Annotated in this window: 21 protein-coding genes; 9 read left to right on the top strand and 12 right to left on the bottom strand. The window is 50.4% G+C overall.

Features of this window, described 5'->3' with window-relative positions:
* Window positions 1-33: 33 nt before the first annotated feature.
* A complete protein-coding gene (locus tag HPL003_RS15860) occupies window positions 34-957 on the bottom strand; it encodes a phosphate ABC transporter substrate-binding protein PstS family protein (protein ID WP_014280699.1) in 924 nt (307 codons plus the stop codon).
* Between the two features lie 208 nt (window positions 958-1,165).
* On the opposite strand from HPL003_RS15860, the gene HPL003_RS15855 reads away from it, so the two are divergent.
* Window positions 1,166-2,056 (top strand): LysR family transcriptional regulator, encoded by an 891-nt coding sequence (locus HPL003_RS15855; RefSeq protein WP_014280698.1) that lies wholly within the window; start codon window positions 1,166-1,168, stop codon window positions 2,054-2,056.
* A 108-nt stretch (window positions 2,057-2,164) separates the two neighbouring features.
* Here HPL003_RS15855 and pyk read toward each other — a convergent pair whose 3' ends face one another.
* The 6 genes from pyk to HPL003_RS15825 form a co-directional block, all read right to left on the bottom strand.
* Window positions 2,165-3,595: a pyruvate kinase gene (gene pyk / locus HPL003_RS15850; protein ID WP_014280697.1), complete on the bottom strand. Its 1,431-nt coding sequence runs from the start codon at window positions 3,593-3,595 to the stop codon at window positions 2,165-2,167.
* Between the two features lie 122 nt (window positions 3,596-3,717).
* The gene (locus tag HPL003_RS15845) at window positions 3,718-4,701 is read right to left on the bottom strand and encodes an acetyl-CoA carboxylase carboxyltransferase subunit alpha (protein ID WP_014280696.1); all 984 of its coding nucleotides are present in this window, start codon (window positions 4,699-4,701) and stop codon (window positions 3,718-3,720) included.
* Complete coding sequence (gene accD / locus HPL003_RS15840) at window positions 4,702-5,595, bottom strand: acetyl-CoA carboxylase, carboxyltransferase subunit beta (RefSeq protein ID WP_014280695.1); 894 nt, start codon at window positions 5,593-5,595, stop codon at window positions 4,702-4,704.
* 181 nt (window positions 5,596-5,776) lie between these two features.
* On the bottom strand, window positions 5,777-5,965 hold the full coding sequence (locus HPL003_RS15835) for a hypothetical protein (RefSeq protein WP_013309585.1): 189 nt from the start codon (window positions 5,963-5,965) through the stop codon (window positions 5,777-5,779).
* 153 nt (window positions 5,966-6,118) lie between these two features.
* Window positions 6,119-6,616 carry a phosphatidylglycerophosphatase A family protein gene (locus HPL003_RS15830; protein ID WP_014280693.1) on the bottom strand — a complete coding sequence of 166 codons (498 nt, stop codon included), beginning with the start codon at window positions 6,614-6,616 and terminating at the stop codon, window positions 6,119-6,121.
* 182 nt (window positions 6,617-6,798) lie between these two features.
* A complete protein-coding gene (locus tag HPL003_RS15825) occupies window positions 6,799-10,497 on the bottom strand; it encodes a DNA polymerase III subunit alpha (RefSeq protein WP_014280692.1) in 3,699 nt (1,232 codons plus the stop codon).
* Window positions 10,498-10,634: 137 nt separating this feature from the next.
* Here HPL003_RS15825 and HPL003_RS15820 point away from each other — a divergent pair, with 137 nt between their 5' ends.
* Together HPL003_RS15820 and HPL003_RS15815 are read left to right on the top strand one after the other, a co-directional pair.
* Window positions 10,635-10,964, top strand: a complete 330-nt coding sequence (locus HPL003_RS15820; RefSeq protein WP_013309582.1) for a YtrH family sporulation protein — start codon at window positions 10,635-10,637, stop codon at window positions 10,962-10,964.
* A gap of 12 nt (window positions 10,965-10,976) precedes the next feature.
* Window positions 10,977-11,474, top strand: a complete 498-nt coding sequence (locus tag HPL003_RS15815) for a sporulation membrane protein YtrI (protein WP_014280691.1) — start codon at window positions 10,977-10,979, stop codon at window positions 11,472-11,474.
* Window positions 11,475-11,518: 44 nt separating this feature from the next.
* On the opposite strand, the gene HPL003_RS15810 is transcribed toward HPL003_RS15815, so the two are convergent.
* The 3 genes from HPL003_RS15810 to HPL003_RS15800 all read right to left on the bottom strand — a co-directional run bounded on the left by HPL003_RS15810 (window position 11,519) and on the right by HPL003_RS15800 (window position 13,757).
* Window positions 11,519-12,853 (bottom strand): DRTGG domain-containing protein, encoded by a 1,335-nt coding sequence (locus HPL003_RS15810; protein ID WP_014280690.1) that lies wholly within the window; start codon window positions 12,851-12,853, stop codon window positions 11,519-11,521.
* A gap of 202 nt (window positions 12,854-13,055) precedes the next feature.
* Entirely contained in the window at window positions 13,056-13,340 is a 285-nt protein-coding gene (locus HPL003_RS15805; protein WP_014280689.1) for a hypothetical protein, read from the bottom strand.
* A 72-nt stretch (window positions 13,341-13,412) separates the two neighbouring features.
* Window positions 13,413-13,757 carry a YlbF/YmcA family competence regulator gene (locus HPL003_RS15800; RefSeq protein ID WP_025685398.1) on the bottom strand — a complete coding sequence of 115 codons (345 nt, stop codon included), beginning with the start codon at window positions 13,755-13,757 and terminating at the stop codon, window positions 13,413-13,415.
* A 163-nt stretch (window positions 13,758-13,920) separates the two neighbouring features.
* On the opposite strand from HPL003_RS15800, the gene HPL003_RS15795 reads away from it, so the two are divergent.
* From HPL003_RS15795 to HPL003_RS15770, 6 genes are read left to right on the top strand one after another with little or no spacing between them, the layout of a single operon-like run.
* Window positions 13,921-15,291, top strand: coding sequence for a YheC/YheD family endospore coat-associated protein (locus HPL003_RS15795; RefSeq protein WP_014280687.1), 1,371 nt, complete (start codon window positions 13,921-13,923; stop codon window positions 15,289-15,291).
* A gap of 44 nt (window positions 15,292-15,335) precedes the next feature.
* The gene (locus tag HPL003_RS15790) at window positions 15,336-16,490 is read left to right on the top strand and encodes a YheC/YheD family endospore coat-associated protein (protein ID WP_014280686.1); all 1,155 of its coding nucleotides are present in this window, start codon (window positions 15,336-15,338) and stop codon (window positions 16,488-16,490) included.
* 12 nt (window positions 16,491-16,502) lie between these two features.
* Entirely contained in the window at window positions 16,503-17,873 is a 1,371-nt protein-coding gene (locus HPL003_RS15785) for a YheC/YheD family endospore coat-associated protein (protein WP_043922412.1), read from the top strand.
* Window positions 17,870-18,979 (top strand): YheC/YheD family endospore coat-associated protein, encoded by a 1,110-nt coding sequence (locus HPL003_RS15780; RefSeq protein ID WP_014280684.1) that lies wholly within the window; start codon window positions 17,870-17,872, stop codon window positions 18,977-18,979. Before HPL003_RS15785 ends, HPL003_RS15780 begins: the two co-directional genes overlap by 4 nt.
* A complete protein-coding gene (locus HPL003_RS15775) occupies window positions 18,976-19,512 on the top strand; it encodes a GNAT family N-acetyltransferase (protein WP_238533383.1) in 537 nt (178 codons plus the stop codon). Before HPL003_RS15780 ends, HPL003_RS15775 begins: the two co-directional genes overlap by 4 nt.
* On the top strand, window positions 19,494-20,660 hold the full coding sequence (locus HPL003_RS15770) for a YheC/YheD family endospore coat-associated protein (RefSeq protein WP_014280682.1): 1,167 nt from the start codon (window positions 19,494-19,496) through the stop codon (window positions 20,658-20,660). Before HPL003_RS15775 ends, HPL003_RS15770 begins: the two co-directional genes overlap by 19 nt.
* Window positions 20,661-20,709: 49 nt before the next feature.
* On the opposite strand, the gene HPL003_RS15765 is transcribed toward HPL003_RS15770, so the two are convergent.
* Both HPL003_RS15765 and HPL003_RS15760 read right to left on the bottom strand, forming a co-directional pair.
* A complete protein-coding gene (locus HPL003_RS15765) occupies window positions 20,710-21,411 on the bottom strand; it encodes an HAD family hydrolase (RefSeq protein WP_081473723.1) in 702 nt (233 codons plus the stop codon).
* A gap of 84 nt (window positions 21,412-21,495) precedes the next feature.
* Window positions 21,496-22,158: a class I SAM-dependent methyltransferase gene (locus HPL003_RS15760; protein WP_014280680.1), complete on the bottom strand. Its 663-nt coding sequence runs from the start codon at window positions 22,156-22,158 to the stop codon at window positions 21,496-21,498.
* Window positions 22,159-22,177: the final 19 nt, after the last annotated feature.

Raw genomic sequence — 22,177 nt, 5'->3', positions numbered from 1 at the left:
CTTCGTTTGCCCGAATAGGAGGTGTATATCTTCTTATTTCGTAATGTTACCGTCAGCATCGCGTTTAACTTGCATGCCTGATACCGGGATGTATCCCAGGTCAACGACATCGGATTTTTGGATTTCATCAGACAGAATGTAATCCAAGAATGCTTTTACATGCTCTTTTGGCTCACCTTTGGTGTACATATGCTCGTAAGCCCATACTGGATATTTACCTTGTTCTACATTTTCCACGTTAGCTTCAACACCATCGTATTTCAATGTTGTTACTGTGTTGTCGATGTAAGACAGGGCAAGGTAACCAATAGCACCCGGTGTTTCAGCAATCAGCTTTTTCACAGTACCGGAGGAATCTTCCTGAATGGAGCCTGGCAGATCTTCCGTTTTTTGTCCCAAAGCGTATTTTTCAAATGTTGCACGAGTACCGGAGCTGCTTGGACGGTTTACGATAACGATTTTTTGATCTGCGCCGCCAACTTCTTTCCAATTGGTAATTTTACCTGTGAAAATTTGTACCAATTGATCTTTCTTCAAATCGGTTACGCCTACTTTAGGATTGGCTACTGCTGACATCGCTACAACAGCTACTTGGTGATCGACCAGTTCATCTGCGCCGCTCTCCAGTTTTTCTTTTGCAAACACATCGGAGTTACCGATATCCGCTTGTCCGCCGGAAACTTGAGTCAAGCCAGTACCGCTACCGCCGCCCTGCACTTGAACCGCAATTCCTTTATATTTATCTACAGCCATAAATTTTTGTCCCGCTTGCTCTACCAATGGTTGAAGTGCAGTGGAGCCAACAGCCAGAATGTTACCTGTCAGTTCAGTAGCTGCTTTATTGTCTGTTCCTGTAGCAGCGTCTCCTTGTGGTGCAGCATTGTTAGCTGATCCACAAGCTGCAAGTGCAAATACCATGGTGAGAGTCATCAGAATGAACGGCCATTTTTTCAACATTTTTTATTGTCCTCCCCTTATTTAAGTGACGGTTTTTTATTTATGACCATCAACACTTTTACATTGTAGGCTCGGAATGTTAGACGAGCGACTTGGTTTTGTAAAAGAAATATAAAATATTGATAGATAAATTATTTTTCAGTATATAATTAATCTATAGTCTATTTTTTATACCAGAATGCCATTTAAGGAGAGCTGTTCAAAGTCCATGAATATTTTAAAATTGCGTATATTGATGATGATCGACAAATTCCACAAGGCGACGGATGTGGCCGAGGCATTGCAAATTAAACAGCCTACCGTCAGCTTTCATATGAAAAGTCTGGAAAAGGAGCTGGGAGTCTCCCTGTTCATCTCCCAACAAGGAAGGATTATGCTGACCGAAGCTGGGAAAAAGCTACTGCCTTATGCCAAGCAGATGGTTGCTCTGGAGCAAGAAGCAAGACAAACCGTGAATAAACTGGCAGAGCAGTCGCAGGGACAATTACACCTCGGTGCCGAGTCCATCTCAGGCACGTATCTACTCCCCTCTATGATTGCTAAATTTGCTCAACAATATCCCGAATGCCAAATTCGGCTAGAGATTCAATCCCCGGATAAAGTCAGACAACTGCTGAAGCAGGGAGAAATAGATTTTGCTTTTCTGGATGACGGAGGACATCCTCCCGAGCATACGGTGGTAGAGCCTGTAGCTTCCGATCAGATTGGGATTATCAGGTCTGTGTCTGTGCAGCATATCTCCAAGCTAACGGACGTTTTGGGCGCTGATATGCTGGACAAGCATACTTGGGTGAGATATAGCGGGACATCTGCTGTAAATCCGTATTCCTCGCTGATCAAGCCCCGTCTGGAAATGAATTCATGGGAGGCGGTAAAGCAGGTGGTACGCGACGGAGAAGCACTTGCTTTCTTTCCTGCCTGCGGTGTTCTTCGCAACGATGGCAGTGACGTTCCGTCGGTCGAGTGGCTTCCTTGGCCTGATGCTGAGGGGAAGAATGAACGTTATTACATAAATATACTGTATCCACGCGATACTAACCTCAGCATGATCCAACAGGCATTTCTGGATTTTACACGGATAGAAGGTCTGGAAGATTAGAGAAGTTAGAGGGCATAAAAAAAGAGCATCCAAGTCATAAGTGACTTGAATGCTCTCCCTGCCGTACCTAAAAGATACAGCCTGTCTGCTATTCCGAATAAGCTGGAGTTACGCTTGTGCAGGAACACAGCTAATTTTAATCAGGTTCGTAGAACCAGAAGCACCGAGCGGTATACCTGCGGTAATAACAACCAAATCGCCCTCTTTAACGAGACCAGATTTGCGACCGCCTTCCAGTGCGTTTTCGATCAGTTTGTCTGTCGTATCTACGATAGGTTTGCCTTGTACTGCATGTACTCCCCAGATCAGAGCCAAGCGGCGAACTGTTCTTTCCTGCGTTGTCACAGCAATAATCGGAGCTTGTGGACGGTATTTGGAAATCATACGTGCCGTTGTTCCGCTTTGTGTGGACGTCAGGATGGCTTTGGCATGCAGGTCAAGCGCAGAAATAGAAACGGATTGGCTGATCGCTTCCGTAATACTAACTTCCTGAGCCGTTCTTTGTTTTTTGAACAAATCACGGTAGTTCAGAGCGGATTCTGCTTTCTCTGCAATACGGGACATCGTCAATACGGATTCTACCGGATATTTACCCGCAGCTGTTTCACCGGACAGCATAATGGCATCTGTTCCGTCAAAAATGGCATTCGCTACGTCACTCGCTTCCGCACGAGTTGGACGCGGGTTACGTTGCATGGAATCCAGCATTTGTGTTGCGGTAATAACAGGCTTGCCCGCTACGTTACACTTGGTAATCATCAATTTTTGCGCCAATGGCACTTCTTCAGCAGGAATTTCAACACCAAGGTCACCACGGGCAACCATCAAGCCATCCGAAGCTTCCAAAATTTCGTCCAAATTGTCGACACCTTGCTGATTTTCGATTTTGGAAATGATTTGAATGTGACTTGCATTATGCTTCGCCAGCAATTCACGAATTTCCAGTACGTCACTCGCTTTACGAACAAAAGAAGCTGCGATGAAATCAATGTCCTGCTCAATACCGAAAGTGATGTCGTTAGCATCCTTTTCTGTAATGCCTGGCAAGGAAATGTTCACGCCAGGAACATTAACGCCTTTCTTGCTCTTGATCGTTCCGCCATTGACAATGCGGCATTTGATTTCACTGCCTGATACTTCAATAACGGTGAGTCCGATCAGACCGTCGTCGATCAGAATGGTGGAGCCGGGCTCCACGTCCGAGGGAAGATCCTGGTACGTAACGGAAATACGATCTTTCGTACCGAGTATTTCTTCCGTTGTCAGCGTAATATACTCGTCCTGAACAAGCTCAATAGGTTCAACTTCGAGCTTTCCTGTCCGGATTTCCGGCCCCTTCGTATCGAGCAAAATAGCAACGTTTTTGTTAAGCTCCTTACAAGCTTGGCGGATATTTTTGATCCGGTTGCCATGCTCCTCGAAATCACCGTGAGAGAAATTCAGGCGGGCTACGTTCATACCAGCCAAAATCAGTTTCTTCACATTTTCCAATGACTCACTGGAAGGACCGATGGTACATACAATCTTAGTTTTGCGCATTTGGGTTTTCCTCCGTTTTCAAAGGTGCTACTTTATATCTTTTTCCAACGATTAAATCTACTACACTTTTTCCTATTTGTATAGGAAATTCGTCATATTTATTGTTACCCATTTCCAACTTATTACAACATGGGATCTGGTGTCGAAGTTTTTAAAAAGGTGTATTGGCCTATCTTTCGGAACTTTTGATACCGATCTTCCCTCAATTCGTCGCAGTTCATATGCAAAAGGTCGGCCAAATGGCGTTCCAGCGACTCCTTGATAGCGGCAGCGGTTACTTCATAGTTACGATGCGCGCCCCCCTTCGGCTCCGGCACGATATCCTCAATGACCTTCATGCGCAAGAGGTCATCCGCCGTAATCTTCATGGCCTCGGCAGCCTGATCCGCCTTGGAAGCATCCTTCCACAGAATCGAGGCCGCTCCGTTTGGAGAAATGGCCGAGTAGATGGCATGCTCCAGCATCAGCACACGATTGCCGACGGCAAACGCAAGCGCACCGCCGCTTCCACCCTCGCCGATGACCACACAAATAACAGGCACCGAAAGCTTTGCCATCTCCCGCAAATTGCGGGCAATCGCTTCCGATTGACCTCTCTCCTCTGCTGTATTACCCGGATAAGCGCCCTTCGTATCAATAAATGTAATAATTGGGCGTTTGAATTTGTCAGCCTGCTGCATAAGGCGCAAGCCTTTACGGAATCCCTCCGGGTGCGCGCTCCCGAAAAACCGCGCAATGTTATCCTTCGTATCCTTACCACGTTGCTGCCCAATGACGGTTACCGGAATACCATTCAGCTTGGCAATTCCACCCACGACCGCCAAATCGTCGCCATACAGTCGGTCGCCGTGCAGTTCAATAAAGTCCGTAAACACCTGCCCAATCAAATCAAGCGATGTCGGTCGCTGATGATGACGAGCCACGTGCATTTTTTGCGGTGCTGAAATGTTCGCATATATTTCTTCCTCCATCTGGAGATAACGTTCCTCCAGACGGTTAATTTCATCGGTAAAATCAATTTGCTTATCCTGTCCGAATTGCTTGAGTTCTTCGATCTTCTGTCGCATCTCGACCAGGGGCTTTTCATAAGGCAATTCGCCAGCCATCTATTCCACCTCTTTCGCGCTGTGCAAATCGAGCAGTTGGCCAAGTGTATCGCGCAGTTCCTTGCGATGTACAACCATATCCAATTGTCCGTGCTGCAAATTAAATTCGGAGGTTTGAAAATCGTCCGGTAGCTTCTGTCTGATCGTCTGTTCGATCACGATACGTCCGGCAAAACCGAACACTGCTCCCGGCTCCGCGATGTTAATATCTCCAAGCGTAGCAAAGCTGGCGGATACTCCACCTGTAGTCGGATCGGTGATAACGGAAATATAGAGCAATCCCTGCTCGTCCATACGAGCGAGAGCCGCACTTGTTTTGGCCATCTGCATCAGGCTCAAAATACTTTCCTGCATACGCGCCCCACCAGATGTGGAGAAAATAATAAGCGGAAGACGCTTGTCTATCGCCTGCTCAATGGCGCGGGTAATTTTCTCCCCAACGACCGATCCCATGCTGCCAGTGAAAAAGTCAAAACTCATCACTGCAACAACAGTCGGGAGCCCATGAATGAGCCCATCGCCCGTAATGACAGCCTCTCGCAAACCGGATTTCAGCGTCTGCTGCTCCAGCTTGCTTGCATAACCTGGAAAACCCAGCGGATCAACCGAAATCATATCGGCATCATATTCTGTAAATGTATCTTCATCGAGCACCATGCGAATACGATCCATAGCATTAAGACGCATATGGTATCCGCACACCGGGCACACTTTCAGATTTTTTTCTAACTCTTTACTGTATTGAATGCTTCCGCATTTGCCACATTTGGTCATAAGACCTTCGGGAATTTCCCGTTTGGGACGATCCGGCATGTCCGCTTGATCGCCGCTCAGCGCCCGTTCCGAAGGGATGGTCGCGTATTTACGCTTCTTTTGGAATAAATCTTTAAACACAACTACACCTCTCCAGCCGTTTATTTGTCAGCCGTAACCGATACAAGGTCCTCTGCCGTCTGTGCGGCATCTCTTAGCATTATGTTTATACACACGTCAACGCCTGTTTGGCAAAACATTACCGCCAATCGTGCATCCTTCGTTCCATTCATGCTGCTGTATCACTTCCGCCGTTCCGGACTCAAGGGCGCAAAATCGAATTAAGCACTTCCTGTATTTCTTCGACTTCACCCGAAGGCACAAGTATCTCAAACTGCTGCTTGGATGCGCTGATGGCCCGGGCCTGCACCATAAAACCTTCTTCCGACAGTTTGAGCTTAATCATGTCAGCCAGTCTGGCCGTCGGTGCAATATAGATCACCGTCCACATGCCTTGTTTCTACCCCCTAAGCCTCAAGTTTTGAGCCCATATAATAGACTCATGATAACATACCTTACTTTTTTCCCGCAACAAAAGCCCTCCTGCTCGGTCAAGATCGGTCAGAGGGCCCAGAAAATCATTGACTCTGTTCATGCAGGTGAATCAAGTGTCCAATGACACGGGGTATTGCTTGGCATGAGGGCTGCGATGAGCAATGCGCGAAGAAGCGGCAGCTGCCAGTCCAGCGACCAGATCATCCAGAAATACATGAATACCGCTGCCTTTACGGTTTAGCTGTTCAATGATTCCCGTCTTTTCTTTATCCAGATAACCAAAACTGGTCAAGCCAATCATACCATACACGCTCGTAATCCCGAGGGCCAGTGTCTCGTCCACTCCGTACAGAGGTTCATCTGCCTCCATAATGGCTTGCAGCGGCTGGGGAAGAAGTTTTTTTTCGGCCAGCTCATCAAGCGCAATACCCGTGAACAGCGTATACTGCACCTCCCGCTTCTGCAAAACTGCCTTTACGCTGTCCACACATTCTTCAATGGTCAAATGAGGGTAATATTTTAGCTGAAGCTGAAAAACAATGTCCGCTATGGACTCGATACGAATGCCTCTGCGAATTAACAGGGTTTCTGCGTATTCATAGGACATGATTTCCCTCCCGCCTTCACCATACAGTTCTGTTTTCCAGCTTGCGGAACCTTATGTGTTGGATAAGTGCTGATGTTCCTGTTCCGCCAGTGTTCCAAGTGTATGCGGGAGGGAAGGAAAATGTTCATTAAACTGTTACAATAATGGCGAGTTAGCGTGCAACTATGATTTGAATTTCATTGTTATTTGACTTTCACCGTGCCTGCACCCAGCATTGACTCCATCCGGTCGAAAAGCTGAGGCGAGGGCTTGATGCTGTAAGCATCACTCAACGCCAGCAAACGCTGGCTGCTCTCATAAAAGAGTACGGTAGGCAACGCACCGGGATGCTCCTGTAGCAGCGCCTTGAGGCTGACCAGCAAGCTGGCGTCCTCCTCGGCCTGGCGGGTGATTTTGACAAACACCCGCTGACGGGCTGTCGGCTCCGAACCACGCGGAGCCGGGGCTTGTTCGCCGTTAGCCGCTTCCGTGACGTGCGGCGAAGTGTCTGTGGCCGGGCGGGCCGCCGAAACGGGCGGGACCGCTGGCGCCGTAGTTGGCTGCGCGGATGACTCGGCTGCCGAAGGCCTCGACGGCACGCGTGGCGCTCCCCCGCCGGGACCGCCAGCGGCAGAGCCAGCCGCTGACGCGGGCTTTCCGGCCGCGGCGGACGAACGCGCTCCGGCACGTCGGCGCTGGAGAAGCCGCGCCAGCGAATCCTCCGCCAGCGGGGCGGCCTCGTCCGCAAGGAGCTTGAAATGCTCGTCCTGGTGCTGCATTTTGGCACGAAACGCAAGCAACGCTCCCTTTTCAATCCACTGGTGGCTTCGCTTCCACACTTCGGGAAACAACACGACCTCGCAGCGCTCAATCTGATCCTCCAGCTCGATAAAAGCCATAGCCTTCCCCTGTTTGGTCGTAATCGTCTTGAGCGACACAACCATACCTGCGGTCACGACAACCGCTTCATCCGGCACATCGCCTAATTCCATCAGACGCTCTGCATCGCTGCTTTCCAGCAACGGCTCAAAATCATCCAGCGGATGCCCGGACAGATACAGTCCCAACAGCTCACGTTCCAGCTCTAGCTGCTGACCCGCACTGAATTTCGGAACTTCGGGATATTCGATATCCCAATTGGGCATTTCCACAAAACCGAACATATCTATTTGCAAATCGTCACGTTCCTTGCGCCATTTGACCGCTGCATCCACCGTTTCATCCAGCATGGCAATCAACTGCGCACGATGACCTGGCAGCGAGTCAAACGCCCCTGCCTGGATGAGCGATTCAATCACCCGTTTATTGCACACACGCAAATCCACGCGGCGACAAAAATCGAGCAGGCTGTCAAAAGGACGCTCCTTACGAACGGCGAGAATACTTTCCATCGCCTGCGTGCCGACATTTTTAATCGCGGCCAGTCCGAAGCGGATATTACCCTGCTGCAACGGGGTGAACAGCACCCCGCTTTCATTCACATCAGGTGGCAGAACCGCCATATCCATACGACGGCATTCGACGACATATTCCGCCACTTTCCGGTGGCTACCCATCACCGCTGTCAGCATAGAAGCCATAAATTGCACCGGATAATGGGCTTTAAGATACGCCGTCTGGAACGCCAGCACACCATAGGCAGCCGCATGTGCACGCGGAAATCCATAGTCCGCAAAACGGACAATCATATCGTAGACCCTTCCAGCTTCCTCTTCCGTGTAACCCTGCTTGACACTGCCCTCCACAAAATGGCCACGCTCAAGGTCCAGCACTTCGCGTTTTTTCTTGGATACGGCGCGACGCAACAGATCGGCTTCTCCCAAGGAAAAGCCCGCCATACGCGAAGCAATCTGCATGATTTGCTCCTGATACACGATAATACCGTACGTATCCTTCAAGATTGGCTCCAGATCAGGATGCGGATAATGAACCTCAATCTCCCCGTGCTTGGCCTGAATAAAGTTAGGAATGAAGCCCATTGGACCCGGACGATACAAGGCCAGTACAGAAATAATATCCTCGAACACACTTGGCTTTAGATCCTTGAGCACCCGGCGTACCCCCGCCGACTCCAACTGGAACACACCGCCTGTGTCGCCTTTGCCCAGCATGTCATAAGTATGTGGATCATTGTCAGGAATGCGGCTAAAATCAGGCGTTTCCCCATGTTCTTCGGTAATCCAACGCATACAGCGTTCAATAATAGAAAGGGTGCGCAGCCCAAGAAAATCCATTTTCAGCAAACCGATCCGCTCCAGATTTTCCATCGAGTATTGTGTCAGGGGAACCCCTTCACTCCCCTCTTGAAGCGGAACTGCATCGGTCAGCGGAGTCCGCGAAATGACGACACCCGCCGCATGGGTCGAAGCATGACGTGGCATGCCCTCTACTTTAATCGCCATATCCAGCAGCTCACGCGTCTTGGGCTTGGTTTCATACAGCGTCTTCAGCTCAGGGGTAATCTCAAGCGCATGACGGATATTAATCCCGAGCTGCGCCGGAATCAGCTTGGCCGCCTTGTCCACCTCGCCATACGGCACGTTCAACGCACGCCCAACGTCACGCACTGCGGCTCTTGCCGCCAGCGTTCCGAAGGTAATAATTTGCGCTACATGCTCGTTACCGTACTTCTGCACCACATAGTCGATAACCTCATCCCGTCGTTCATCGCTAAAATCAATATCTATATCCGGCATACTAATCCGTTCAGGATTCAGAAACCGTTCAAACAGCAGGTTATATTTCATCGGATCCACATTCGTGATATGAAGTACATAAGCGACCAGACTGCCCGCCGAGGAACCTCGTCCCGGGCCGGTAGCAATATTATGCTTATGAGCGAAAGCGATAAAATCCCACACGATCAGAAAATAATCACTGAATCCCATGCTGTCAATCGTGTTCAGCTCATAACTGAGCCGCTGCTCCAGCCTTTCCCGTTGCCCTGGTTGCTCCCACGCCAGATCACTCCCATACCGACGCTCCAGCCCTTGCACACACAAACTGCGCAGATAGGACGAAGGAGTCATGCCTTCCGGCAGCGGACGATATTCTGGCAAAATAGATTGCCCAAATTCCAGCTCCAGTTCACACTTTTCAGCAATACGTACCGTATTATCGATCGCTTCCGCCACATGCGGGAACAAGCGAGCCATGTCCTCCTGGCTTTTCAAGTACAACTGACGTGTCGGTATGCGCAAGCGTTCCTCGTCGTCGACCGTCTTGCCTGTTCCAATGCAGATCAGAACGTCTTGTACATCTGCATCCGGCTCGGTCAGATAATGCACGTCATTCGTAGCTACCAGTGGAATATCCAGTTCCTTCGCCAATGCGATGAGAAGAGGATTTACGCGTTTTTGCTCCGACAGACCGTGATCCTGAAGCTCCAGATAAAAATCATCGCCAAAAATGTTGCGGTAGCGTTCCGCTGCCCGTCGTGCTTCGGCTTCCCGGCCATGCAGCAAATGCTGCGGCACTTCACCGCCCAAACATGCGCTTAAGCATATGATGCCTTCATGATGGGCAGCCAGCGCTTCCATGTCGATGCGCGGCTTGTAGTGAAAGCCCTCCAAATGGCCGATAGAGCACAGCTTCATCAGATTTTGATAGCCTGTTTTATTTTTGGCGAGCAAAATTAAATGATATATGGGCTGATCCTTCCGGCTGCCACGCTCCTTGCGCGAGCCAGCCGTCATATAGGCCTCACACCCGATAATCGGCTTAATGCCGTTCTCCACACACGCTCTATAAAAAGGAATGGCACCATACATGACTCCATGATCTGTAAGGGCCAGTGCCTTCATTCCGTAAGCTGATGCCTGTTTGACCAACTCCGCGGTACGAGCCGCGCCGTCCAGCAGGCTATACTCGCTGTGAACATGCAAATGCACAAATGAACTCATGCGCTTCTCTCCCTTTCACCGCTTGTTTTTCTTCAAACTATTTTATCATATCCGCGTTGGTAGCGCCCATACAATAAAAGTACAGACCCGGGCGGACAAGCGCGGGACTAATTCGTACACCTAAGGAGGAAAAGAGCATGAGCACTTTTATATCCAAAGCGATCCTCGACTTCTTCATTGCCTTCGGTATCGTGCTCGGGGGAGCCATGCTCGGCGGAATGGGAGCTGTGGTATCGCTTCAGCCGCCTACCCAGACGATGCTGGAGGTTGCCGGGAGAATTAAAATATGGGCGCTTGCCGCCGCTGTGGGGGGAACGATGGACCCGATCCGTGTCATTGAGAGCAATATGTTGGACGGTAATTTGTCACCTGCCATTAAGCAGATATTGTATTTGATTTTCGCCTTTTTAGGCGCTCATATGGGTGCAGAGCTGGTCAAATGGGTATGCGGCAACGGACGACCGTGAGGTGAAAAGACCATGAGAGTGCCCCCCTTTGAGCGCCTGCGCCCTTTTATGCAATTATCCTCCGTCTTCGTGCTAGGAATGATCACCGGAGCAATGGTCTACAATGCCATCTGGCACGTCAGCTTCAACGAGCTCTGGATGAACAATCAGGACCTTCAATTTCAGCTCTTGCAAGCGCAGGAGGACAATAAAACACTGCGCAAATACAGCAACCGCCAGACTGTTGTCAAAGAAATCAAATTGATCGTCGAAGAAACTTCGGCCGAAAAAATTGACTCTATTAACCTGAAGGAGCTTCTTCGCCGCGTAAGCCGGGATTTGGAGGTACTGCGAGGCCGGGATATGTTCGAGATTGATTCCGACAGCAAGCTGGTACGCATGCTGCTTCACCAAAAAAAATACACCGTTCGTGACAAGGAATATACGATCCAGGTCAAAACGATGCTTGTGATGGAAGGTGTGCTGCAAATTTGGCTGGAGGCGAAGGAAAAACTCCCCGAAAGTCACTAAGCCGCTCTTTTCCACCCCCACTCCCTGCTCCAATCCAATGGCGTTTATCCGTGTTCAATGGAGTGGAGCGTCATCACCGCTTTGCATACCAATTGATTTTCCCGTGAAATTGCAATTTCCAGCTTGCAGGTGCGGCGGCTCGTTTCCAGCAACAGCGGACGAAGGACTATGGCATCCTCAATCTGTACTGGTCTGATAAAATAGGTCGTTAAATTGTCCAGCACATAATCCTTTCCGCTCATGTCTCTGGCTGCCCGGTAGCCCGCTTGTGTCATCACGTTGACCAGCACGCCTTCGGAGATGGTACCCAGATTGGTCGCCATCTGAGGAATGACGAAGCCACGAAAAAATAATGATCCGTCCTCTTCACGCTCCTCGGCAAATCCGTTCCAGATCAGCTGGTCGAACGTCTCGCCAAGCTGTGGCTGCTTTTGGGCGTTGCGCAGTGCGTCCAGTACCTCCCGCCGTGTAACGGAACCCAGCAGCTTGCGGTTGCGGTCCACGACCGGTAAATAATCCACACCTTCCCACGCCATCATCTGTGCAGCCGAAGCGAGCGAGGTCTGGTAGGTCACTGTTACCGGATTGCGAATCAGGCATTTGTCCATCGTATGCTCGGGTTGCAGTCCCTCCACATCCTTGCGGCTGACGATACCGATCAGGCGGTTCCATTCATCCACCACCGCAAAATGGTGATTTCCAGTCGTCACCGAAAGCTCTTCAAATTCGGTAAGGGTACTGTTGATTTTCAAGGTCTGCGTCTTCGGTTTACTCGCCGCGATGTCTTCAATCAGCATAATCTTCTTTTTGATCAAGCGGTCGAAAATCGCTCTATTAATCATAGAGGCCACTGTAAAGGTATCGTGACGCGAAGAAATGATCGGCAAACTGATCTGGTCCGCCAGTTGCTTAACCTCCCGGCTCGTACCAAAGCCGCCTGTAATCAGCACACCTGCTCCCTGCTCTAGCGCAAGGGAATGTGCATCCTCGCGGTTACCGACGATCAGCAAGCTGCCTGCATCAATGTATCGGGCCATAGCCTCTTCGCGCATCGCTCCAATGACATACTTGTGCAAGGGCTTTTCCAGCCCCTCGCTTCCCCCCAGCACATGTCCCTCCACGATATTCACGACATCGGCAAAGGTCAGCTGCTCGGACAATCCGCGTGGGCGCTTTTCCACCCGCACCGTCCCGATGCGTTCCTTGGTAATGACAATTCCCAGGTTCTCCGCTTCCTTCACGGCCCGGTAGGCCGTTCCTTCGCTGACGCTCATTTCTTTAGCCAACCTGCGCACAGAAATTTTGGAGCCTATTTTCAACTGCTCGATATGACGCAATAGCTGCTCATGCTTTGTAACTGCTTCATCTAGCCCGTCCAATTCTGTTACACCCCCAACGTTCGATCTGTATCATTCTGTATCTATTATAGCACAAAATCCCGTTTTTTCAGACCCTCGTTAATCACGACATATCAGAGCCGGAAATAGCAAAAAGCGATCTCCTTTTTACAGGGACCGCTTTTTTAACTATCACGGATCGGCAGCATCAGAGCATGCTCATGACAAGCCGGGAGGAAACTTTTTATAGCGTGCTGCCTTTATCAGCTTCTTTATCCCATTTCATCTGCCACTGCTTCATTTTGGCCCGCCGCACACGCTCCAGCGTTTTCCGCTTTTCCTCATCCACGCCAAGCAGAAAGTGCAGATTCGCTCCGATGACAAGCAGCGCAAACAATACCCATACGATACCGAAGCCGTTGACCCAGTTCAATCCGCCCGTAAGCGAGATGCGCGGCAGCGCGGTAAGCACCATAGCCAGCGCAATCAGTGTGTACAAGCCGTGTTTCCATTTTTTAAAAGTACCCAATACTATCCCTTCCTCTCCCTGTGACTCTATGTATCTAGTCTATGAGAGGGCAGGAAGGAATATGAGACAAACTTACAGAGACGAACCGTACAAATGCTGAAGGCTGTCTGCGATAATTTTGTTGACATCCTCAATGATCACACTCAGGCGGCGTTCGGCGTCGAACAGGCGGCGGATATTCAGGTTCAGGCTAAGCACCTCAAACAGCTTTTCCATTTTTTCCATCTCTTCTTGTGCCGGCATATCACCGCTCATCATCCGCTGTTGTACTTCCATTTGGCGCTCACGGAAATCGTCGAGCATTTTCTTGGCTTCCGGGTCGGTTTCAATCAGCTTCATCGCTGACGTAATTTCCTCCACCTCTTTGCTTTCCTTCAACGCTTTTGCCAAATCATGGGCTTTGTCATAGATATTCATATTCGTTATTTCCTCCAATTCAAATAATCGTGCAAACATTTCACATTGTCCGTCAATCACCAAGGGATATATGTCCTCATATGATGAATCAGTGCTATTACAGCCCCTTCACGTTTCCCGTTACTTTTAAGACATCAAGTTGCTGCCCGGAAGGAGATCCACGATGTCCATCAAAAAAACAAGGATTCAAATCATCGGATCGGGCATCTTGCAGGATGACGTACTCATGGTCGGCGAGTCCTTGCTTCGCAAATGGAAAATATCCGAAGGCCACCCTGTACAGCTCGCCTTCGGTTCGTTCCACCAGCAGGTTACCGTCATTTCGGTACCCCGTTACAGAGGCCTGCGTGTGGGAAGCGTGCTGGCCCGGAAAATGGGACTTAATTCCAATTGCGAGCTGCGAGTAAGCTACAGCCGAGGACGCCGGACACTTCGAGTGGGCCCACTTATTAGCGTGCTGGTCAGTCGGGACTATCCCGAACAGCTCGACAAGCCTTTCGGGTCGATCACCCTGTTCTGCCGTGAACTGATCGGGGAATGCCGCAGACAAGGAGCATATGTGTATTTTTTCACCCCGGAGCATATCGGAAGTCAGCCCGGACGCGTTCAGGGATGGGTCTATGACGGAGGCTGGAAAAAGACGGTCATGCCCGCCGGGGATGTCGTCAATAACCGGCTTACCTCTCGTAAACTCGAGAACAGAACTAGCGTACAGCATTTTATGAAAGAAGTAAAATCGCAGTATGGCACAGCTATTTTCAATGAAAAGTTTCTGGATAAAAATGAAGTGTTCGATGCGCTTAAATCCAATTCATCCCTGCGCAAGTATTTACCCGAGTCCCATTTGCTGCAAACCTTCGCGGTCTTCAAAAAAATGTGCAACCAGTACCCCACTGTTTTTCTCAAGCCTGTGCGGGGAAGTCTGGGCAAAGGCATTATGCGCATTACAAAGCAAGCCGATGGCACCTTTTCCGTGCTGTCCACCACCGCCGGTGCACCACGAAAGCAAACGTATGCCACGATCGAGAAGCTGTACAAAGGTATGGCAGGAAAAATGAAAACGACGCGCTTCCAGCTCCAGCAGGGCCTTACCCTGATTGATCACGGCAAGCGTCCGGTTGACTTTCGTGCGCTTGTGCAGAAAAACGCATCTGGCGCATGGACCGTGACCTCCATCGTCGCCCGGATTGCCGGGGGCAGCCATTTTGTGTCCAATCTGGCGCGAGGTGGCACGCTGAGCACAGTCAAGGAGGCCTTGGCCAAAACCACGCTGCCTGCCTTAACCAAGTCGAACGGCCAGACCCATCTTAAGAAAGCCGCGCTCGAAATTGCAAACGGAGTTGAGAAGGCGATCCCTGCCCATTTTGCGGAATTTGGCATTGATCTGGCGATTGACAACACGGGGCATATTTGGATGCTGGAGGTCAACTCCAAGCCGTCGAAAAATGACAATACGCCGTTAAATGATCAGAAAACTCGACCGTCCGTGAAAAAAATGATTGAATATTGCTGTTTTTCGGCCGGATTCAAATGAATCCGTCTCTTACGGAATTCTGCTGCCAAAGGAGGCTGTTATTAGTGTCTCTTGTCGTACCAGACACACTGGGTGTGCTCGTCAGCCGGAATCAGGCGGCGATTCCCCCGATTACCGAAGCAGAATTTTGCCGCAGGCTAAGTCTGTTAGGCAGGCGCTCCGGCCTTAACGTAATGGCGTTTACCGCCGAAGGTATTTCGCCCGAAGATCACTCCATACGAGGTTATGCCTATCGCGACGGAGTATGGACATCCGGCCGCTTCCCCCTGCCGGATATTGTGTATAACCGCTGTTTCCATGCCCACGGGAGCCGAAACGCCGGGCACGCACTGCAGCACATGGCAGAGCAGGGATCACGCAAGCTCATCTACTGGTCGCGTAACTTGCCCGGCAAATGGCAAGTGTACCGTGCGCTGCACACGATAGATGAAGTGCGTCCCTTTGTGCCACCTACGGCGCCTTACCGAGACACGGCTCAGCTTGTGGAATGGCTGCACCGCCATTCGGCGCTATTTATGAAGCCCCAGGCCGGAACGCACGGCAAGGGCACGCTGTATCTCCGGCTATCGGATGGAGACACCGGACTGCTCGTGCAGGGCAGAAACTCCCGAAACCGTCCGTTCCGGCGCTTGTTTTCCGAGCTGGATGCCGGATTGTCATGGGTCGACGGGATTGCAGGCAGACGCTCCTATATCGTGCAGCCTTATTTGAAACTAACGAGCCAAAGCGGTCATCCCTTTGATGTCCGCGCGCTCATGCAAAAGGATGGAAAGGGTTGCTGGCGTCTGACGGGCTTTGCCGTGAGAGAAGGCAGGAAAGGAACCCTGACTTCCAATCTGCACGGAGGGGGCGCAGCCCATCCGGCAGAACCTTACCTTCGTGAACAATATGGCGCGGACAGCACGCGTCTCATCATTGGGCAGATGATGGCGCTGTCCCTGACCATTACCGGGGCGCTGGAGGAACGATATGGCCGCCTTGGCGAGCTGGGGATTGATTATGGTATTGACCGGAGTGGGAACATTTGGCTATTAGAGGTTAATTCCCGGCCGGGTCGGGCCTCCTTTTTCCAGACCCGTCAGCCAAAGTGCGCTTTCCGGTCAGTCAACCGCCCACTCGAATATGCTCGATATTTAATGACCCATTCCAAAGTGACAGGGTCAAAGGGCGCAGACACCTCCCTTGAACATATGGTATAGGAGGATAAACAGATGAGTTTAACGCATTGCAATGTGCATTTCTCACAGCAGCCCGACAAGGTGGCGTATTTATCCACTGCCTTGTTGAAAAGTCTTAAATTATCCGGAACCAAGTCCATTCGTCTGCGGCTCGGTAAGGATCAGATTCCCACCACGATAAAACCGATTCAGAAGGCGGGACGCCATCTGTACCTTACCTCAGGCTTGCGTAATGCCATCCGTGTTCCTAAAAGCGGGTCCATCTATTTGCGGAATCTGGACGGAGATATACAGCTCGGGCCGTTGATTGGTGTGCTGTCTGACGGCACCACCTCCACCACCCGCCCTTTTGGCTCACGCACGGGCTTCATTAAGCAACTGCTGAAGGAAGGCAGCAATAAATCTTATATTTTTGCCTTCACCCCTCGGGATATCAACTGGCAAAACGATACAATTAACGGCTATTTCCTGTCATCAAGCGGGGTATTTTCACGTAAAATCGTACCTTTACCAGACGTGATTTACAATCGGCTGCCGAGCCGTCGCTCTGATTTTTCCCCGGCGATCAATCAGCTGCGCGAACGCTTTTCCCGCAAAAGGATTCCCTTCTTCAACTGGAGCTTCTTCAACAAATCGGATATCTATCATCTGCTGGAAAACAATCCGGATGTTAACCGTTATGTCCCCGAATCGTATACGAATCCCAGCTCTGAACGTATCCGAGGTATGCTGGAGCGTCATCAATTTGCTTATTACAAACCAAGCGGAGGTAGTCTCGGTAAAGGAATTTACCGTCTCTCCCATGTTCCCAAGCAAGGTTATTATGTAAGGTACCGTAAGAAAAAAAGCAATGTATTGCTGCGCTTCAACTCTTTTAACTCTATGTTACGTATGCTCCACTCCAATCAGGGTCAGACGTTAAAGGGCTACGTCATTCAGCAGGGTATCCAACTCATTGAGATTGACAATTGCCCGATCGATTTCCGATTCCATATGCACAAGAACGGCGACAACCAGTGGGTCGTCGTCGGAATTGGAGCCAAAAAATCCGGACGCGGCAGTGTCACGACCCATATTAAAAACGGCGGCTCCCTCATGACACCCGAGCAGGCGCTGAACCGGGTATTCGGAGACCGAGCGGGCGAGGTGCTTCAGCGTGCCAAGAACGCAGCGATTACACTCGCAGAAGCCATCGAGTACCATCACCAGCACCTGCTGGGTGAAATCGGCTTCGATCTGGGCATTGACCAACAGGAAAAGGTATGGATGTTCGAAGCCAATTCCAAGCCCGGGCGGTCCATTTTTCAGCATCCATCGTTGCGTGCGGAGGGTAAAGCATCCGTGGAGCATATTTTGGACCACTGTCTTTACCTCAGTAAATTCCGCAGAAAAGAGGAGCTATGAATACCCCGGCGGAGTACAAACCAGTCGTTGCCGTATTGACTGTGCATGACGAAGGACAATTTTTCAAGGGAAATCGGCGCAATTTCAGGGATATTCTTGAAATGGGGACGCGGATGGGCTATCAGGTGTACATTGTAACCGTCAGGGACCTGAAGCTGACATCGGAGACAGTCAGGGGCTATATTTTCAACAAAACCTTACAGACGTGGGAGGAACAAGATTTTCCACTACCGCAAATCATTTATAATCGCATCCCGAACCGCAACTATGAGCTTAAAACTTCTGTTCGCACAAAGCTGAATGAAATTTCTCATGCCTCTGGCATTGAACTGTATAATCCGGGCTTTTTCAACAAATGGGAGCTGTTCAAATGGCTCCGTGCTTCGGAATCCACTCGTCAGTTCGTACCAGCGACCAAACGCTTAAGCAACCTGTCTTCCTTGGGCAAAATGCTGTCTGTCTATCCATACCTGTATCTCAAGCCAGAGAACGGCAAGGCCGGAAAAGGGATAATGATTCTCAAATACCGACCGGACCATCTCATGGCTTACAGGCTGACGATTCAGCATGACAAAAAAAGTGTAACGTACCGATCTGTATCGTTGTCCCGACTGTGGGAGCGTATTCGCCGGGAAGCTGGCGCTTCACCCTATATCATTCAGCAGGGCATCGAGCTGGCAACCTATCAGAAAAAGTCCTTCGACTTGCGTATCCTGGTGCAAAAAAACACCCACGGCTCTTGGAGCACTACAGGAGTCGGTGCCAGACTGGCGGGTAAGGGGAGCATTACAACGCATGTTCCGCGCGGCGGAAGTGTGGAAGACCCGTTCAAGCTGCTATCTGCGCTGTTTGGACCTGAGGACAGTAAGGATCTGTTGAACAAGATTAAAAGTACGGCCATACAGATTGCACGCCAAATTGAACGAGGCTCCGGTCTTTCCCACGGCGAAATGTCCATGGATTTGGGCGTAGATTCGCTCGGAATCGTCTGGTTTTTTGAAGCCAACGCCAAACCGATGAAATTCGACGAGCCAGAAATTCGTCAAAAATCGTTGAGACGCATATTCCAGTACAGCTCCTATTTGGCTGGACGAATGAAATTATGAGTCAAGGAAGTGGAATCATGCCGCAAATTAGCGATGTTCAACATTTGCCTGCCCGGGGCTGGCTGCTGAGACGACGGCAGCTGCTATTTCTGGCCCGCAGCTCGGGCGGCATGCGCATTACCCGCAATGCCTTGCGGCAGCTGGCCGTTTTAACGCCGGAGCAATTAAAATCACCTGGCTCCTCCCTCCTGTGCGCTTATCTGCGCACGGGGCAAGGGTTGCGGATTGCGGGATTTTGCCTCGCTCTGAATTACGGTGAGGATGCGTGCATCGTGATCGTTCGTCCGCTTTACCGGGGCCGCAGGCTGGGCGCTAGACTGCTGTCCGCCCAGCTCAAACAGCTGCGCCGCCTGACGTGCAGCGTGGCCGCCGACAATATGGCCAGTCTCAAAACCTGCTTTCGCGCTGGACTTATTGCGCATGAAATGACGACTGGACCGACCGGAAAGCCCACGCTAATATTTCGCGGGGAGTTATCCGAAGATGAGCAGACGGCAGAGGAAGGTGGAATGCTGTGCCAAAACCTGTCCTAGGCATCATGACCTTGTATTTGAACAACAAGAAGCAATTGGAGGAGCGCGACATATATGAGCGCATGATTGCAGAAGGGAACAGACTGGGACTGGATATGTATGTATTCACTCCTGCAGATGTCCATAAGGATCACAGGCTGCTTCTTGCCCAAATCTATGATCCACAAAGCGGAAAATGGACCCTGAAATGGCGTAAATTCCCGGATATGATTTTCGATCGTTGCCGAGTACAGCGCAGTGAGCGGTATCAGCAGTTGAAGCGATTTCGGGTGCAATATACGGATCTCGTATATTTAAACCGACCGCTGAGTAACAAATGGGCCATTCATCAGCAGCTTGCGAGAAGGGCCGCCTTTCGACCCCATCTGCCCGATACGGAGCCGTTCGTAGGATTCCATAGTGTAAAGCGGATGCTCAAAAGAAATTCACTGGTCTACCTCAAGCCGATTAACGGTACGGGGGGGCGTGGTATTCTGCGCATTGAGCCTGTTAACAAGCAAGGGGGCCTGTATCTGATCGAGGGCCGCAATCGCAAACGTCGTATTATTCCTCAGCAGCGGGTACGTCTGGACCGTCTGGAGCCGCGCCTGAGCAGTTGGAACATGGACAATTACATTGTTCAGGAAGGTATTCCTGTGCAACTGCCGAATGGCAGGGTTCATGATTATCGCATGCTGGTGCAAAAAAATGGCCAGGGGACATGGGAGTTAACTGGATGCGCAGGACGGATCGGGGCACATCGCAGCGTCACTTCCAACCTGCATGGCGGAGGCAAGGCGGTACCGATGAATCAACTGCTGACACAATGGATTCGTAATGAAGATCAGAGAGAGAAGATCACCAAGCAAGGGGAAAAGCTCGGGCTGGATATCGCAGCTTATCTGGAGGAAAGCTACGGGGCATTATGCGAGCTTGCGCTCGATTTGGCGATCAACAAGGACGGTCACATTTACGTACTGGAGGTCAATCCGAAGCCAGCACGTGAGGTATTTGCACGTATTGGTGAAAAAGAAACCTATCGCCGCTCTATCGCCAAGCCCATGGAATACGCATTATGGGTCTATAACACACAAATTAATCCAAAACCTCTAACGGATCACAACACAGAGAGCAAAACAGAGAATAAGGCAAAGGAAGGCTCCGCGTAAAAGTGGCCGCCTTCCTTTGTTTTGTGATATGTCTGATATGCCTTAATGGTTACTTTGCGTTTTTATACAATGTGAGCAGCTGCGTGAAGTCCGTAATAATCGCATCGGAACCCTTCAACTCGTCGTTTATGCCAAATCCAGCATAGGCGCAGCCAATGACCGTTTGTCCATTCTTTTTGCCTGCCTCCACATCGGAAGATCGGTCGCCTACCATCCATACATTGGAAATTCCATGCTTACTCAACAAAATCTCCAGCAAATTCACTTTGGATAGTGTGCTGTATTCACCAGCGCTATACAGTCCTTCAAAAATCGGGACCATTTCATATGCAGCCGCTATCCCTTTCACATAATCCTCCAGCCCGTTACTGGCTACGAACAATCTTACACCCTGTTCATGGAGGGTTTGGAGCGTTTCTTTTACATGTGGATACAGGGCATGACTTCCGTTCTTCAATCCCTCGAGCTCCAACTGGAGCAGCAGCTCGTCCGCTCTTCTGTGGGCAGCTTCGCTGGCTTCCGGCATCACTCTTCTCCAGATTTCGTCCAGCAGCATACCCAAACTATTCAAAATAAGTTCCTCTGGAGGCGTCTCCCCTTCAAATAGACCTTCGGCGCGCAGCGTATCAAACAGCTTGTGGTACGCAGGAAGCAGCAGCGTCTCCGTCTGAAAAAGTGTACCATCCATATCAAATACCATAGCCTCAGGTTTCTTCAACACAGGTGCATTGTTCATGTAGTTGTCAGTCATTCCTTTCCTATGTAGGTTTACAGTTCCGACCCCTCTCATGATAAGCAATAAGAGAGGTCCGTGTAAACCTCATTGCGCATACCGTTAGCTCTTGTATTTTTTCAAAACAGCCCTGAAACAATGCAAACCGCCCCACGAATCTGTGTGCAAAGCATCCGGCGGAAGATTAAGATCAACGTCGCTCCAGTACGAAAACCCCGCCTGACCTATCCATTGCTCCATCGCGAACAGATTAACCGTAGGGTAATCAAACGTCAGCAGAAGCATTCCGTCATCTCGTAAAGTCCGGTGAAATTCACGCAGGGTAGCTAACGAGTCATCAGGGGTTAGATGCTCCAGCACTGATATACATACAATTTTGTCAAAACTGGCCGTCTCATAAGGCAAGGCGGTTAGATTAGCATGCGCGGAGTAAAGACGAACTGGTAAAATTTCCTGGATACGCTCGGCAGCCTCCTCTCCGATATCCCGACGCACCTCGGCCAATATGGCATCCACGGAAACGATCCTCATATCCAGATCGCAGGCATAGGCCTGAGCGCAACGGCGGGCCAGCTCAAACTTGAACGGATGCGGAATACCACATGCCGCGTCAAGCACCGTATCCTGCCTGGACATAAAGTGCAGACACCACTCATACTCATAAGGACGGCTCCACCAGCTTTGGGGCAGCCTGTAGATCAGGCTGGAGGTATTGGGATCGGAATGTACGAAAAAGCGGGAGAGGTACGGATCAGCAGCATTCATGGGTATAGCCTCCTTTTGA

This window comes from Paenibacillus terrae HPL-003, from assembly GCF_000235585.1.
Taxonomy (GTDB): domain Bacteria; phylum Bacillota; class Bacilli; order Paenibacillales; family Paenibacillaceae; genus Paenibacillus; species Paenibacillus terrae_B.
This window is presented reverse-complemented; position numbering and strand designations above follow the sequence as displayed.